General features: G+C 54.7%; 13 protein-coding genes and 1 pseudogene. 1 reads left to right on the top strand and 13 read right to left on the bottom strand.

What is annotated here, in order from left to right; all coding sequences use genetic code 11:
• Nucleotides 1-6 precede the first annotated feature (6 nt).
• The 11 genes and pseudogenes from VEI50_03970 to VEI50_03920 form a co-directional block, all read right to left on the bottom strand.
• A complete protein-coding gene (locus VEI50_03970; protein ID HXX74259.1) occupies nt 7-1,023 on the bottom strand; it encodes an N-acetylneuraminate synthase family protein in 1,017 nt (338 codons plus the stop codon).
• Nucleotides 1,024-1,041: 18 nt separating this feature from the next.
• The gene (locus tag VEI50_03965; protein HXX74258.1) at nt 1,042-2,085 is read right to left on the bottom strand and encodes an NAD(P)-dependent oxidoreductase; all 1,044 of its coding nucleotides are present in this window, start codon (nt 2,083-2,085) and stop codon (nt 1,042-1,044) included.
• 16 nt (nt 2,086-2,101) lie between these two features.
• Complete coding sequence (locus tag VEI50_03960; protein HXX74257.1) at nt 2,102-3,259, bottom strand: DegT/DnrJ/EryC1/StrS family aminotransferase; 1,158 nt, start codon at nt 3,257-3,259, stop codon at nt 2,102-2,104.
• A gap of 28 nt (nt 3,260-3,287) precedes the next feature.
• Nucleotides 3,288-3,965: an NTP transferase domain-containing protein gene (locus tag VEI50_03955; protein ID HXX74256.1), complete on the bottom strand. Its 678-nt coding sequence runs from the start codon at nt 3,963-3,965 to the stop codon at nt 3,288-3,290.
• A 402-nt stretch (nt 3,966-4,367) separates the two neighbouring features.
• Nucleotides 4,368-5,504 carry a DegT/DnrJ/EryC1/StrS family aminotransferase gene (locus tag VEI50_03950; protein HXX74255.1) on the bottom strand — a complete coding sequence of 379 codons (1,137 nt, stop codon included), beginning with the start codon at nt 5,502-5,504 and terminating at the stop codon, nt 4,368-4,370.
• 20 nt (nt 5,505-5,524) lie between these two features.
• Nucleotides 5,525-7,114: a Gfo/Idh/MocA family oxidoreductase gene (locus tag VEI50_03945; GenBank protein HXX74254.1), complete on the bottom strand. Its 1,590-nt coding sequence runs from the start codon at nt 7,112-7,114 to the stop codon at nt 5,525-5,527.
• Nucleotides 7,115-7,283: 169 nt separating this feature from the next.
• Entirely contained in the window at nt 7,284-7,805 is a 522-nt protein-coding gene (locus VEI50_03940; protein ID HXX74253.1) for a UpxY family transcription antiterminator, read from the bottom strand.
• Nucleotides 7,802-8,194 carry a four helix bundle protein gene (locus VEI50_03935; GenBank protein HXX74252.1) on the bottom strand — a complete coding sequence of 131 codons (393 nt, stop codon included), beginning with the start codon at nt 8,192-8,194 and terminating at the stop codon, nt 7,802-7,804. Before VEI50_03935 ends, VEI50_03940 begins: the two co-directional genes overlap by 4 nt.
• Nucleotides 8,195-8,337: 143 nt before the next feature.
• Entirely contained in the window at nt 8,338-8,925 is a 588-nt protein-coding gene (locus VEI50_03930) for a winged helix-turn-helix transcriptional regulator (protein ID HXX74251.1), read from the bottom strand.
• Nucleotides 8,926-9,769: 844 nt separating this feature from the next.
• Nucleotides 9,770-10,870, bottom strand: coding sequence for an SGNH/GDSL hydrolase family protein (locus VEI50_03925; GenBank protein ID HXX74250.1), 1,101 nt, complete (start codon nt 10,868-10,870; stop codon nt 9,770-9,772).
• Between the two features lie 166 nt (nt 10,871-11,036).
• Nucleotides 11,037-11,225: pseudogene (locus VEI50_03920) on the bottom strand (integrase core domain-containing protein).
• A 459-nt stretch (nt 11,226-11,684) separates the two neighbouring features.
• Between VEI50_03920 and VEI50_03915 the strand changes: the two are divergent.
• A complete protein-coding gene (locus VEI50_03915; protein HXX74249.1) occupies nt 11,685-12,785 on the top strand; it encodes a glycosyltransferase family 4 protein in 1,101 nt (366 codons plus the stop codon).
• A 68-nt stretch (nt 12,786-12,853) separates the two neighbouring features.
• Here the strand turns inward: VEI50_03915 and waaF are convergent, their stop codons facing one another.
• Complete coding sequence (gene waaF / locus VEI50_03910; GenBank protein HXX74248.1) at nt 12,854-14,548, bottom strand: lipopolysaccharide heptosyltransferase II; 1,695 nt, start codon at nt 14,546-14,548, stop codon at nt 12,854-12,856.
• A complete protein-coding gene (lpxK, locus tag VEI50_03905; GenBank protein ID HXX74247.1) occupies nt 14,532-15,614 on the bottom strand; it encodes a tetraacyldisaccharide 4'-kinase in 1,083 nt (360 codons plus the stop codon). Before lpxK ends, waaF begins: the two co-directional genes overlap by 17 nt.
• Nucleotides 15,615-15,618 lie beyond the last annotated feature (4 nt).

Here is a 15,618-nt window from a genome sequence, read left to right as displayed (position 1 = left end):
TCGACCTCAGGCCTCCTCCACGCCGGCACGTGGAATCACGTCGCCTCGTCGAAGCGCCACTTTCAACCGCCGGCCCAAGAGCAGCGGAAGCTCCGCAGCGGGAAACTCGCTCGCGGGTCTGGCATACATAAGATCGTCTTTCGTGAGAAGCACCCCGGGACGCAGGTCTCGGGCAGCCACGACTCCTTTTCTCATAGCGGTGCGAATCTCAGTTTCGGCAGGCTGGGGCCGTTTCTCAGCTTTACCAAGGCTCGCGCTGACTTTTCTGATACTCTCGATAAGCTGCACCAACTCCTTTGGTTCAAAAGACAGGTGATGATCCCTGAACTCTCGACCTTCACGCCGGTCCGTCACATGCACTTCTATAATCCTGGCACCAAGCGCTACGGCCGCCAACACCACTTCTGTTCCCAATACGTGATTGGAATAGCCGGTGACCAAACCGTACCGATCGCGAAGAAACGGTATGCTTAGAAGATTGGCCTGTTCGATTGGGACTGGATAAGCCGATACGCAGTGCAGCAATGCAACATGATCGCGCATTGCCTCCTCACCGATTTCCGACCGGCACCACTCTATCGCCTGGTCGATTTCTTCGACCGTACTGTTTCCTGTTGAAAGAATGATGATTCTTCCTGTCACAGCAGCACCGCGCACGATCGGTTCGAAGTTCAGATCCCCGCTGGCAACTTTGATGACTGGAAAGAGCTCCGCGAGCAGCGGGATAACATCCTCTGTGATCGCTGCGGAGAACAGATTCGCACCAAGCCTCCTGGCTTCTTCAGCCAAACGGACATGAGCAGCTCGATCGAGGCAGAATTGTCGGACGCGCTGAAAACGAATAGGGTCAGCCGTTGAGGCGAGCCGTTCAGGCGTATAGCTTTGAAGCTTGACGGCATCGACTCCGGCCTCGTGTGCCAGCCGAATTAACTTGGCCGCCGCCTCGACGTCGCCCTCGTGATTGACGCCGATTTCGCCGACCACAAGGACCTCGTGATCCAAATCCTTTCCGAATAACTTCATAAATAAACTTTGGTGCTCTTAATTTTTTGACGCGGCCGGAGAGAAAAATCGGGGTTGTTCCTCTGCCAATTTCTTGTACCATTCGATATAGCGCCGGAACCCCTTTTCAAGCGGGAACTGCGGTTCATACCCAAGCAACCGCTTGGCCTTTTCGATCGATAAGGTTCCGCGCTCGGGCATCAATTTGTCTCGCGGCTGGTAATTGACCGGCACGTCGGGAAACTCGGCCCGGACGATATCGATCATCTGTTTCAGGGTCCTCGATCCGCCAAATGTGAGATTGAAAATTTGGTTCCGAGCCTCATCCTTCACCATGCAGAGCACTAGTCCCTGAATTAAATCCTCGATGTACGTGAAATCTAGCGCGTCTCCGCCATCTCCATTAACGCTGAGCGGGAGTCCACGTAAAACATTTTCAATAAATGCCTGCCCGACTCGCCGACTCACGCAACGCTCCCCATAGAGAGCGGATGGACGGACAATGGTGTAAGAGAGTCCAAATACCTGATTATACGCGATGACCAATTTTTCACCCCCGTACTTCAGAGCACCATAGATGCCGAGCGGCTCACACCGTTGATCTTCGGAAACCGCGCCGCCGTCGAAATTTCCATAAACCATAGAGGATGAAAAATAAATGAAATGCCGATCCTGTCCGCGCGCGCAGTCCAGGGCATTCTCTAACGTCCGGAAACTGTGATCGAAGGTATTGAACGGATCCTTGTTTGCTCGATTAGCATGGGCAATGGCCGCCAGTTGCACAATCGTTTCTGGCTTCATGTCGCTCAGGCAACGAGATAACACTTGGTAATCACGGGCGTCGACCACATGCAATGGGATTGCGGCCTCTGTGAGCAGTCGCAACCGTTCGTTAATAAGGTGCAGGTAAAGTGACTTGTTCTGATCATCATGCGAATTAGAAAACGCTCCCAGATTATTAACTTGGAGGCTATCGACTACGTGCACTTCGGCGCCTAATCTGGAGAGAGTCAACGCTAGGTTGTGTCCGATAAAACCAGCTCCACCAATCAAGGCAATCTTTCGTCCCCGTAACTCAATCACGTCTGCCCTCCTTCAGTCAGCTGGGCGATTTCAAGATCTCCGCCAGGGTCGCGATAATCATATCGACATCCGCATTCTCGACATGCATCCCCAGGGGCAGTGCCACGGAATGGTCGCTGAGTTGAGAGGCGATCGAGTACTTCGATGGCTCGATGCCATACTTCTTCCTGTAGAACGTCATTCTCGGAACTGGCTGGGGATAGTAAATACTCGTTCCAATTCCGGCCGCATTGAGCCGCATGACAATCTCGTCACGCTTCACCGCGTAGGGTGGTTCGAATACCAGACTGACGCAATAGTGGCTCGAGGCGGCTTTAGGGTCGACTGAATCGATCAATCGGACTCCCTTAATCGGCTCCAATAACCGCCGATACCGTTCAAACAGCGCGGCTCGTTTTTCCAGCCCGATCTTCATGCGCTGCAATTGGGAACGTCCAAGGGCGGCCTGCATTTCGCTCATCCGATAGTTCAGCCCCAGCGACGGCACGTCGTACATTCCCGGCAGCGACCGCTCACTATGCGTCCGATCGACCCCGAACGCGCGGAGGCGGCCGACGGCCTGCGCTACGGCTCCGTGACGAGTCACAAACATCCCTCCCTCGGCCGTAGTCATATGCTTCACCGGATAGAACGAAAAACAACCGACATCGCCGAACAGCCCCACATGCTGCCCCGCGTAGTGCGCCCCAAGCGCGATCGCGCAGTCTTCGATCACCTTCAGATCACGCCCCGCGGCAATTTTCATGATTGCCGGCATCTCACAGGGAATCCCGGCGAAGTGAACGACTGAGAGCGCTTTCGTCTTGGACGTGACCGAGGCTGCGACCGCCGCAGCCGTGACATTGCCCGTGCGTGGATCACAGTCCACGAACACCGGTTTGGCTCCTACCCATTCGACTGCGTGCACGGTCGCGGTATGTGTTTGCGCCGGCACGATCACTTCGTCCCCCGGTCCGATACCGAAGTGAAGGTAAGCCAGGTGGAGTGCCGCCATGCAGGAACTCACCGAGATGCAATGAGCCCCGTGACCCACAAATTCCGCGAATTCCTGCTCGAACGACTTGCACTGGGGACCATGGGTTAGAATATGGCCATTGAGGACTTCCATCACGGCTTTTCTGTCCTCGTCTGTGATCCATGGCCTGGCGAACGGAATCTGTCGTGGTACGTTCATCGGCTAGCGTTCCCAGCCATGGTGGTGTTCATGAGAGTACTCGTGACGAAAGAACAGGTGGCAAGAGGTGCTGGAGATCACTCGTCGTCAGCGCGCCCAACCGTCGGAAGTCTTCGATCGTATCCACTGCTAGGCTAGTTTCGCTCAGCCGCGCGTCACCAGATTCAATGTTGGTAATCCTGTACCGCTCGGGATGACGATAGACATAAGGTGTGACATGTTCTAAATCTTCCGAAGTCAGTGGTTCCCCGGCAAGCTCTCTTAAGACGTGGGCGCCGATCAGTTCCAAGTTTTGTCCCCTTGGAAAAGTTCGCGGGAAGATCGTCGTCATGACATCCCCGCTGAACTGCTCAGCCTCTCGCATAAAAATCTGAATTAACTCTGGCCACAGCAAGGGACTATCACCGTTGATCCGGAACACCCAGTCACATGGATGGTCGCGCAGACACAGGAGAAATCGCTGCAGCACATTGTCGAGCGGGCCTCGAAATACTTGCACACCAACCGATTGTAGATAGGAGGCTAGCGGATCGTCCGTTACATGCGTGCTCGTCACGACCACCACATTGCGGCGGAGGAGCACTGCTTCCGCTGCCCGGACAACGTGGCGAATCAACGGTTCTTCTCGAAACGGGGCCAGTACTTTCCCCGGATATCGCTTCGAGGACATGCGGGCCTGAATAAATGCTTTAACAGAAGGTCTCATATCGGCACTACGTCACGGACGTCGATTGCGACCATGGCAGCCTATTGATTGAGACGAACACCAAGCACCAGATGATCTCGATTCTCTTTCTGTTGAAGAATACCCCCTCGCCTCTTTCGGACCGCGAATGACTGGGACCATCATGCTCTCGTGGAAATAAGGATGGGAATCGTGCGGCAGGACTCTGATCATCAACGTCTGGAGCGGGGGGCGATCTCTTCGTCTGGGATCGGTTCAGGCCACCGTCCACCACTAATCACTCCAACAACACCGATGGAGGATTACCGTCTTGTGCCTCTTTAGACATTTTCATGGTGAGCCGTTCTGATCCAATCTCTAGGTGGGAGAAGCATAGACAAACGCTCCTTGACTCGCAGGTATTCATACACCGCAAACCTGCTTTCACGCATAGAATTTGCTCGTCGCTGCCACAACCTCTTCCTGCTGCGCCGCAGTCAGTTCGGGATAGATCGGGATGGCCAAGGTTTCTTTGGCTGCATGTTCCGATTCCGTAAAGTCTCCTTCCTTATGCCCCAGGTATCGGAAACACTCTTGCAAATGAAACGGAACCGGGTAATAGATTTCTGTTCCGATCCCGTTCTGCTTGAGGAATGCCATCAAGTCGTCCCGTTTGTCGACCCGCAGCACGAATTGATTGTAGATGTGGTAGTGCTTGCTGCCCGAATCTCGATAGACAGGCACCGGCAGTCGCACTTTTCCCTTTTGCACTAATCCACTCTGCTGGAACAGTGTTTCATAGCGTCGGGCATTCTCCTGACGCATTCTCGTCCACTCATCCAAATAATTCAGTTTCACGTTGAGCACGGCGGCCTGGATCGTATCGATCCGGAAGTTGCCTCCAATCACCTTGTGGTAGTATTTCGGCTTTCCTCCGTGAACGCGCAGCACTCTCATTCGCTCCGAGAGATCGGGATCATTCGTCACGACCATCCCCCCATCTCCTAGACATCCAAGGTTCTTGCTCGGGAAAAAGGAGAGACATCCGACCGTCCCCATGCTGCCGGCTCGCCGACCGTCGCGGTATTCCGCCCCGATGGCTTGGGCCGCATCTTCGATGACTTTCAGGTTGTGCCGCTGAGCGATGTCGAGAATCGGCGCCATATCGGCACATTGCCCATAGAGGTGGACCGGAATTACGGCTTTGGTCTTGGATGTGATCACGCCGCGAATCTTCGCTGGATCAATGTTGTATGTCTTTGGGTCAATGTCGATGAGGACCGGTTTGGCGCCAAGGCGAGCAACCGCTCCTGCTGTCGCAAAGAAGGAGTATGGTGTCGTGATCACTTCGTCCCCATGACCCACCCCGATCGCCATCAGCGCGAGAAGGAGCGCATCTGTCCCGGACGACACTCCGATGCCGTATCCAGCTTGGGAATAGGTCGCCACTCGTTCTTCCAGCTTTGTCACCTCCGGCCCCAGAATGAACGCCTGGCTCCGAAAAACCTGCTCCAAGGCATCCATGATTTCTTTATGGAGCGGCTCGTGATGTGCCTTCAAATCGAGAAGCGGAACTCCCATGAAGCTCTCCTTCTTTTTTGTTAGACCGCCTTCATCCCCGTCTTGCCGGATAGGTAATGCTTCCCACAGGTCGGACAGCTCGCCTTCTTCCCCTTCACCAGAAGCTTCACCCCACAGTTACACATCCAACCAGTCACTCGGCCTGGGTTCCCGACGACGAGTGCATGATCGGGTACATCTTTCGTGACGACGGCTCCTGCTCCGATGAATGCGTATTGACCGATTGTAATTCCGCACAGAATGGTTGAATTTGCGCCCAGCGTGGTTCCACGTTTGACGAGCGTCGGCCTGAGCTCCGTCATACGCGGAATTTCGCTGCGGGGATTGAAGACGTTGGTAAAGACCATCGAGGGACCGCAGAAAACGAAGTCTTCGAGCGTCACTCCCTCGTACACGGATACATTGTTTTGAATCTTGACGCCGTTGCCGATCCTTACCTTCGGGCCAATAACGACGTTTTGGCCTATCTTGCAATGCTTCCCGATCTGCGACCCTTTGAGCACATGAGAAAAGTGCCAGATGCTGGTCCCTTCGCCGATTTCCACTCCGTCGTCCACGCAGGCCGAGTCGTGAATGAAATAGAGCTGCTGACGCGATCGCGCTTCCGTTTTGGCCAGTCGGGTCGCTTCTTTCTCCAGTGCTTCCTGGCAACGTTGAAGTACAGACAACACTCTCAGTCCCTCTTCCCCATCTGTTCTGGGGCGTGATCGGGACACCACGCAGTCCAGGAAATGCTGGCACTCGGCTTGAAGAGGCTCCTGCGTATCGAGCTCGACCGGTTGAGCATCGGCCTTGTTGGGGATTGGAATATAATTCTTCCAATCGATCGAATGGGGATACAAGACAAGCTTGTCCTTTTTTTCAAGATCATCGAACACCGCCATTTTTCGATCCCCGACCACCACCAACATTTGCTCTTTGAACGGATGCAGCCAGGAGACGAAGATATGAGCCTTCACTCCGCTTGGAAAAGACAGCAGGCTGATCGTCACATCGGCGATCTGTTGGTGGAGGTAGTTTCCGCCTTGCGCGCGGATTCCGTCCGGCGTTTCATTGAGGAGACCGAGAATGACCGAAATATCATGAGGAGCAAACGACCACAGAATATTTTCTTCGCGGCGAATCTTCCCGAGATTCAAGCGATTGGAGTAGATGTACTGGATTCTTCCCAACTCTCCCGCAGCAATGAGCTCCTTCAACTTCAGCACGGCCGGGTGATACCAGAGCAGGTGTCCGACCATCAGAATCCGACCCCTCTTTTTCGCCAGACCGACGAGTTCTTCCCCTTCTTCGACAGAGAGGCAAAGCGGCTTTTCAACGAAGACATCTTTCCCGGCCAGCAATGCTTCTCTCACCGCTCGTGTATGTGCTTCAGCAGGCGTCGCGATCGCCACGGCCCGAATCGTCTCATCTCGCAACACATCTGAATAGGCGCTGAACATGCTTGCCGACGAATACTGTTGCTTGAAAGATTCCAACCGCTCCGGATCGCTGTCACAAACCGCACCCAAAGCATGTAAACTCTGAAAATTGCGGACGAGATTCTTGCCCCAGTAGCCGGCCCCGACAACCGCCACACGAGGCACACTTCCGCTATGCGCACTACTCATGATCAAACCCCCGGCGAATGTTGGACATCGTAGCGGTTGGTCCCCACCGGGATATCTGGACCTCAAGGATTGACACCATCAGTCCAACTTGCCTCTGGTCCGGATTTTTCGCCAGAACAATGAAAGAATCGACTGTCAACGTTTGAGGGGGGTGAGTTGAATTGGTTGCCTAGATAGGCCGGACATCGTTCACGTCGATTTCTACCGCCGCAGCCTGTTGAATCAGCCGAACACCCAACACGAGCCGGTGGCGCTTCTCCTTGCGCAAGAGAATCCCATGCACTCCTTGAAGCGGCCCTCGGACGACTTCGACCATCATGCCTTCATGCAGGTACGGATGCGGATCATAGGGAAGGACGCTGGTCATGAGCGTCTGGAGCGCGGCGATCTCTTCGTCCGGGATCGGTTCAGGCCGCTTCCCACCGCCGACGACCTCGACGACGCCGATGGTTTTGAGAACCGGCAGCTTCTGCTGAGACCCAAACCGCACGAAGCAATAGCCGGAGAAGAGCGGGACCTCGATTTCCTTCTTCCGATCTTTCCACTGGCTGAGGCGCTTGACCGTCGGCAGGAGGGGTTCGATCCCCTGCTTCTCCAGCCGATCACGCACCAATTTTTCATGCCGCGACTTGGTCCGCAATGCATACCAGCGGAGATGGTTTGATTGGTTTATCTGGTTTATCTGGTTCATCTGGCTTGTTTGGTTGGTTTGGCCTGCTTGATGCGAAGGTACTTGATGAGGCCGGAAATAATTCTTGAGGTTCGGCCGGCCTGCCCGTAGATCGACTCAAAAGAATCCTTTGACAGATACCCCTGATCAAGCGCGATGTACAGATGGCTTTGAACTTTGGCACATGAAGACATGCCGATGAACAGAAACTGCACAAATTCCTTGTTAAACCGACGAACGAGCCCTTCTGCTATATTGGCCATTACTGACCCCACAGCACTTTGAATTTTCCCACAAAACCGGAACTCTTTTTGCCAGCGAGGATTCTGTTCGATTGCCTCATACACCTGTCGGGTGAGTAGCCTGGCTTCTTTCCAACAATCAAGATCTTCGAACCGCGTTATCTTCATAGGACTGGTTTTTCTGGTTTGTTTGGTTTTGCGTTATGAACCAGAACAACTAGACAAACCAGCAACCAGATAAACCTGATTCAGATATAGCTTCGCCCTTTCACTTACAGTGATCACAAAAACCGGGGCGACTCTCGCTCCGCTCAGGCGACAAGACTCAGCGTGAGGATCTTTTTCTCGGGCTCAAGGTACCGCCCGAGGATCTCACGATGTTTCTCGCCGTTTTCCAAATCCGTCAACAACACCGCATCGAAATCCCACCTGCCGACCAGGTCAGGGGCGCAGACCGGGTAGGACAGGAACTTGTCTTGCCCCTTGTCGTCGATGAATCCGACAAGGGTCAGATTCATTTCTTTCAGCGAGAGATAGGCCATTTCCGCCAGCTCACCCGTCCCATAGATGACGACACGTGCGACACCATCTCCTATGGCATCTGTCAGCGTGCCGCGAAGCCTCGTCCTCATATCGCGATAGTGGGTAATTGAATACTGCATATATTGGTAGGTCAGGCGCGACTTCTCAGCCATGCCTTGCGGTGTCAGGAGATACCGGATGCGGTGCGGAGGGATTGTGGAAATCTTAATATAGCCCTTATGGGCCAGCCGCTTGAGATAGAGGTTGGTCAGACCAAGGGCTACACCCAATTTTGACGCGAGCGAGCGCTGCGTCACATGCGCATCCCGTTCAACTTCTGAAAGCAGGAGGAGGTCTCGCTGCCCCTGCAGATTCATGATTTTTCCGATAGTTGCATGGGATGTTCAGAATATGAACATACAATGAGCTACGAGTCAAGGAAAATTCTTTCGCCGGCCGAGGGCAACGAAAGCTAGATCTCTAAACGGAAGGGATGAAAGCAGCTCAAGTACGCCACATTGAATTTTGCGTCATAGGGCTAATTAAAACCTGGAAAATCAAAGAGGTTTTTGCCCTTCCAAACTGTTTTACCGAAAATGTCAACCCTCTCAGAAAGATATCTTCTGTAGGCGCTCCTTGCGACCCGACGAATAAACTCCTGTCGAGAGTGGTAATGCATTGAGCGGTACGGGGTGAAATGAGTGACCTAGCCCCCTAAATAGGTCCCCATTCTCTGTGGGGGTCGGGCCGAAAGGAGGGGCGTACGCCACGACCGTGTCCTACTGTCGAACAGATTCTTGCCAAATTACGTGAAGCCGAAGTGGCCCTGACAAGGGCCACTTCGGCGTCCAAGTTTACCAGACCCTTGACAACACCGAACAAGATTAAGGGATGAACTGTTGGATCGAGAGCTCGTTGATGCACTGTCGGAGGTCTAGGTGCTTGTCGAAGGATGGCGACACACGTTTAACCGGATTCGGAGGCATGGTACCTTGGACCATAATCCGTCGGCACCCGTGGGGCCTACGGAGCGGGGCACCTAGATCACATTGAAGATTGTACAACTACAGGGGGCAGGTCACACTCCATACAATGTTAACATCTTGAACTTCATGTGGAGCAGGGCAGAAAAGTTTTGACCCAATCCCCGGAAACTTGATTGAGGATTAAGATGAACTGTCGGAGAGATCAAAGACAACTCGTTTTGAACTAAGAGCTCCCTTATAGACCGCGATCCAACAGCTTCATGATGGCTCGGGCCACGACGGCATGCCCTTCATTATTCAGATGACAGTCAGGAACGCCATTATAGTGATGGTCTGATAGCTCCACATACACCGGCTGGAACTCTCTCAGGGCGTCACGCTGTACTTCCAGACTGAAATCTTTTGACGTAAGACAGCCCTCACCCAGCGCAGGAATCACAAGGGTATAGTAACGGGCGCCGAGCTTCTCAGCGAGATTTCGAATCTTGCCGAGTTCAATATAGCTGTGTGCATACCGTATTAACGGATGCGCATCGGGAGGACTGAGCGTTTGGAACACCATAGTGACAGATGCGGCTTGCCCCTTGTAAGTCCATGTCATTATACGCCGCACCATCTTCAAAACTAATGTCCCTGTTGCAGTTTCTCGCAAAAGCCGACGCGCCCTTCCAAATTTATTGTGATAGTACTCATAGGCTGATTCAACGTCTTCTATATACTCGCCGTTCTCGTCAAACGGTGTGATCCAATCCCCATTTTCAATCACATAATAGAGCGGTCGACCAGGAGGTGGTTCCCACTGTGTAGTCAAGATGTCATTGCCGAGATACAGCGCCACGACTACCACGTCTGGCTTCAGTCGCGGCAGATATACGTCAGCCATGCTGCGGTACTGAAGAGGGCCAGTACCAGGAATGCCAAGGTTATGAATTATGTAGCCTTCGGTACGAAGCATGTCCGGAAATGATCGCGAAAGCGGGACAGCCGTTGCACCCCAGGTGAACGAGTCGCCGAGAATTACCACCGATGTTTCCTGCTGTCCAGCAAGCTGGGCCGCGTCGAATTCAGGGGAACGAAACCCGTCTTTGTTGATCTCGATACCGGAACGCTTAAACTCCGCAGACGCAGGGTTGGCCACGAATAGCCCATGCTCATTTACGTGAAAGGTGTCTGCCACCACCAGACCGTCAGGTTTTTTAGTATAGCTAAAGGCAAGCCCTCGCAAGCTAAACTCGACCCCAAGGGCAAGAAACATGAGGAGCACGCCATTGATCAGCAGCATACTTAAGTGAGGATGGCGGCACAGCCAGTTTGTCAGGTTCTTAGAGAGATGCACGACATTCTCCGTAGGTAGCAAATTGCTTTCCCTTTGGACCGGCTCTAAGTCCCTTGAAATCAAAGAATTGATCTCCTGTATCAAGCTCAGGCAACTTGAACATGCCACTATTATTCTCGTCGGTTGAAACGCCGAGACGCATACGTCTCTTGACTCCCTCCAGTTGTTAGGCCACCCTCTCAGTTAGTCGTGCACACACCACTTGCGGAACGATGGTGTCAGGCGCCGGAGGCCGATAGCCCAAGGCACTGTGGAGCTGGACCTGATTATACGCCGGCCGCGAGCAGCCAATGACAACCTGCGCTCCCCGCAACGTATAGAAGAATTCCCCGTTAAGCAACTCGTCCCGGAACTTTGTTCCGTTATCCTGAGTTTCCGACAGACATCGCGCACCGCTACCCCCTTGCCCATCTCAATCTTGAATGTGTGCAGATGCCCAACGATCTCTTCCACGGTGTACAGTTTCCGTACCATCGCTCCTCCCTTGTCTGGCCAGCGAGCCTAGTTCCGCCGCTGGCCTGGTTTAAAGGAGGAAGGTCAACGGCAATTTCCCATGTCATTTCCGTTTATTGACTCCCTTCAATCCCAACAGATAAAGTGAGATCGATCGGTTCTAAATTCAAGTTGAACACGATATCGTAAACCTCGAGGTTGAGTGCACAGCTTCATCATCGACTCTCCACCAGTCAGAACACGCACGACTACGCCAATCCTAGGAAATCGACGGTAAAGCCGAAGGAGATGGCAGGAGTGTAATGATGAGCATCGCCCGGTTCTATGCATTAACTGATCGAATGATTGGAAGCCTAGCTCGATGAAGATTGTGATGTCGGAGTCCTCACCCGGGAAAGGCGGCCAGGAACTTGCCATTGTAAGGCAGGCAGTGGGCCTGAAAAAACGGGGGCACGATGTGCTGTTGCTGGTTCATCCTGGGTCCTCGATCGAACAACTTGCAGCGCGGTGGGGCTTACGCTCGACGTCTCTGCCGATGCGGAGGCTCACTTTTGCTGGGCTGCTCGGCTTTCGCAAGGTCCTTCGAAAGGAACGGCCGGATATCCTCCACGTGAACAGCTCACGGGATAGTTGGCTGGGCGCCGTGTCAGCACGATTGGTGTACCCTCGCATCAGGGTTATCAAGAGCCGGCATATATCATCACCATTGAACCGTAACCTTCCGACTCGCATCCTCTATCGGCACCTCTTTGACCATGTCATCGGAACCGGGGGACAAACGACCTATCGAGATCTCGTGGAGCGGGATGGCCTGGAGCCGGAGCGAGTCGACGCGTTCCCGATCGGGATCGACCTCGCACGCCATGTACCAGGTCCCCCTGAACGGGATTTACGAACCGAGTTGGGGTTATCCTCCAGTCACCGCCTCATCGGCATCGTCTCCTACCTTCGTTCCTATAAAGGACATCGCTATTTGATCGAAGCCGCGGCCCAGCTGATTCCACGCGTGAAGGACGTGACATTCCTCATCGTCGGCGAAGGCCCGGAAGAAGACACCTTGAGAAACCAGATAGCGCAGGCGCACGTGGAGGGTCACGTCAGAATGCTTGGATTTCGCCCCGACCTGCTCAATGTGCTCCGATCGCTCGATCTCTTCGTCATCCCGTCGGTCGAGGGAGATACCATTCCGCAGGTTTTGATCGAAGCAATGGCGGTGGGATTGCCCGTCATTTCGACTACAGCAGGGTCGATCCCGGACGTCGTCATCGATCGACAAACCGGTTTGCTTGTTCCCCCACGGGATAGCGATGCCCTTGCCAAGCGCATCGAAGAACTCCTCGACAATGGTCCCTTATGCCGTACGCTCGGTGCAAACGCTCATCGCCACATTACGGAACATTATTCGATCGACCGGATGCTTGATCGCCTCGATCAGGTTTATCGGCGGGCCCTTTCAGAATAAGCTGCAGGCTAAACGTGTTCTCAGAGAAGAAATTTCAGAAGCGTTGTTATGGAGCACGTGTCTCGGGATCAAGACGCCGTGGCGTCAGCGAGAATCCATTCGGTCGCGTCGGCCATCGAGGCCACGATGACATCCGGCTCTGCCCCTTCTGCCTTCAGAATCTCCAATGCTTGGGTATCGACCTGCCCTGATGCAAGAAGGACGGCCGTGGCACCGATATTCCGTGCCAACTGCACATCCCGTATATGGTCGCCGACGACGTACGACCGCTTGAGATCGAGCTGTAGCTCCGAAACCGCCCGCTCCACCATCGCAGTACCGGGCTTTCGGCATCGGCATCCGTCGTCAGGATGATGGGGACAAAAATAGATGGCATCGAGCGCTGCGTCTTCTTGCTCCAAGATCCCTTGCAATCGTGCATGAATCGCTTCCAAATCTTTCAACGTCAGGAAGCCTCGACTGATCCCCGATTGATTTGTGACAACGACGAGGCGGGCGCCGGCCGCCTTCAAACGTGCCAACGCTGCCGTGACACCGGGTAATAACCGCAGTTCCGCGGCTGATTTGAGATATCCAGGATCATAGTTCAGTGTCCCGTCACGATCGAAAAAGACGGTCACTCCTTGAAGGACCGAGTGATGCGTGACGCGTGACGCGGGATGTGTATCCTCCGACGGCTGATGGCTGGTAGCTGATAGCTGATGGCTAGGCGTTAGCTGTTTCACCGCCGCCTCATACACTTGATCCACCGTCACCCCGGTCATGCAGCGATGATCGATCGGACACTCCCGCAACAAACACGGAGCACAATCGACGGGGTGGCGAACAATCGTATGAGCCATGCTGTCAGGCGACGTGGTTCGCCAATCCGTCGAGCCAAAGATCGCCACAACCGGTACCTGCATGGCCGACGCAATATGCATCGGCCCCGTGTCATTCGTCAGCAGGAGGCTGCAGCGTTTCGCGGCCGCCATCAGTTCGCGGATGGTCGTGGCACCGGACAGGACGACCGTTCGATGAGTCAGGCGCGAAGCGATTTCATTGCCCAGCGCCTCCTCTCCTTTGGCCCCGACAATCATCACCGCCACATCCCTCGCATGGGATTGGTGAACCGTCTGACCAAGGCGCTCCGTTGTATCGGCGAAACGATCCGGCAGCCACCGTTTGGCCCCCCCATATATGGATCCGGGATTGATGCCGATCACAAACGTGGACTTGTCAATGCCATGCTCACCGAGTCGTCGGGCCATGGCATCTTGTTCCGTCTCCGAAACGAACAGTTCCGGCGCAGGAGGATCACCGTGGAGCCCCAGCGGTCGTAAAAGATTCCAATAGTAGTGAACTTGATGAAGGTGCGCTCGTGTGTCCGGTGCTGCAATCGGTTCAGTCAGCAGGACACTCCTGCCGTCGGTCGCATAGCCGTATCGACGGGGAATTCCGGCGAGCCACACGAGCAGCGCCGCTTCGAACGCGTTTTGGAAGAGGACCGCCAGGTCGAACCGCTGCCGACGTAGTTGGCCGGCTAACGCCCATTTACCCGAGAACCCGGCATGTTTCCCCTTCTCGTCGTAGACCAGAATCTGATTCACAGCTGGATGGCCGATCAGAAGTTCCGCAACGCCCGGCTTGACGAGCAACGAGATATCGGCGTCGGGGAACATCCTCCGCAACCCTCGCAGCGCCGGCTCGCACATCACCGCATCGCCGAGCCAATTGGGCCCGCGCACGAGCAGTCGTTGAACCCTCTCATGACGCACAGGCATTCACCCGATTCGGTTTGGTACAGTTCAAGATTCGCTGACGAAGTTTTTCTTCTCCCACCGACACCTGTGTGGAGAGCCGCACCGCCCACCAAGCATCTCCCGGCTTCAAGAGAGCCGCGAGCTTGCCGGCGTCTTTTTCAGTCGTGACGATGAGTTCAGCTTGCGCAGTCTGCGCGGTGATGCGAACCCTTTGCACCTCAGCCGCCGTATAAGCGTGATGGTCCGGGAACAGGACCTCCTCAAGAACTCGCAAGCCCATCGTCTCTGCAACAGACCGGAACGATCGGGCGTGTCCGACCCCACTGCACAAGACCGCGGTCTTTCCGGTACACCAATAACCATCACGCCATTCCTGCGTCGTCACGGACGTGAGCCCCTCAGGTTTGAACACAATATGTGCCACGTCCGGCAACGGCCGTCTTAACTTGCGCAGGTGCGCGAGCACCCCGTCGACATCGGCCTGGTGATCGGCTCTGGTTATCAGCACCGCCATCGCGCGACCGACTGCACCCAACGGCTCCCGCAACCGGCCGGCCGGTACGACCGCTTGTAACCCCTGGGCATCCGTCGCATCGATCAACAAGATGTTTTCATCCCGAACGAGCTTCAGATGCTGAAACCCGTCGTCGAGCAGGAAACAGTCGACAGAAAGTCGATCCGATACCCATCGTCCCAACGCATAGCGATCGGCCCCGACCGCAACGATCGCCTTGGGACAACGTCGTGCGATCAGGAACGGTTCGTCACCCGCCTCGAGCGGCCCCGCCAACAGCCGCGCCCCGTCAGAAACCAAAAGAAACGGCTGCCGGCTCGCCCGCCGATATCCACGGCTGAGGATAGCCACACGCCGGCCTTGAGCCAGCAGCCATTCGGTCAGCAGGATCACGACCGGCGTTTTTCCCGTTCCACCCAAGGTCAGGTTGCCGACGCTGATGACCGGGATCGGAAGCTTTCGCTGGACGAACCAGCCATGTTCGTAACAGCGGGCGCGTAGCCACATCACAAACCCGTATGGTATCGCAGCCCAGAGCAGCCACCATCGGACTTCTGTACCAGGCGTGAACACCGTT

Source organism: Nitrospiraceae bacterium, assembly GCA_035623075.1.
GTDB lineage: Bacteria > Nitrospirota > Nitrospiria > Nitrospirales > Nitrospiraceae > DASPUC01.
Note: the sequence above shows the minus strand (reverse complement) of the source record. Positions and strands in the feature narration are given on the sequence as shown.

Coding starts and splice junctions, on each gene's coding strand:
- VEI50_03930 (HXX74251.1), bottom strand. CDS start 8,925: ATGAATCTGCAGGGGCAGCGAGACCTCCTCCTGCTTTCAGAAGTTGAA.
- VEI50_03960 (HXX74257.1), bottom strand. CDS start 3,259: ATGAACGTACCACGACAGATTCCGTTCGCCAGGCCATGGATCACAGAC.
- waaF (HXX74248.1), bottom strand. CDS start 14,548: ATGCCTGTGCGTCATGAGAGGGTTCAACGACTGCTCGTGCGCGGGCCC.
- VEI50_03935 (HXX74252.1), bottom strand. CDS start 8,194: ATGAAGATAACGCGGTTCGAAGATCTTGATTGTTGGAAAGAAGCCAGG.
- VEI50_03950 (HXX74255.1), bottom strand. CDS start 5,504: ATGGGAGTTCCGCTTCTCGATTTGAAGGCACATCACGAGCCGCTCCAT.
- VEI50_03945 (HXX74254.1), bottom strand. CDS start 7,114: ATGAGTAGTGCGCATAGCGGAAGTGTGCCTCGTGTGGCGGTTGTCGGG.
- VEI50_03940 (HXX74253.1), bottom strand. CDS start 7,805: ATGAACCAGATAAACCAGATAAACCAATCAAACCATCTCCGCTGGTAT.
- VEI50_03915 (HXX74249.1), top strand. CDS start 11,685: ATGAAGATTGTGATGTCGGAGTCCTCACCCGGGAAAGGCGGCCAGGAA.
- VEI50_03970 (HXX74259.1), bottom strand. CDS start 1,023: ATGAAGTTATTCGGAAAGGATTTGGATCACGAGGTCCTTGTGGTCGGC.
- VEI50_03955 (HXX74256.1), bottom strand. CDS start 3,965: ATGAGACCTTCTGTTAAAGCATTTATTCAGGCCCGCATGTCCTCGAAG.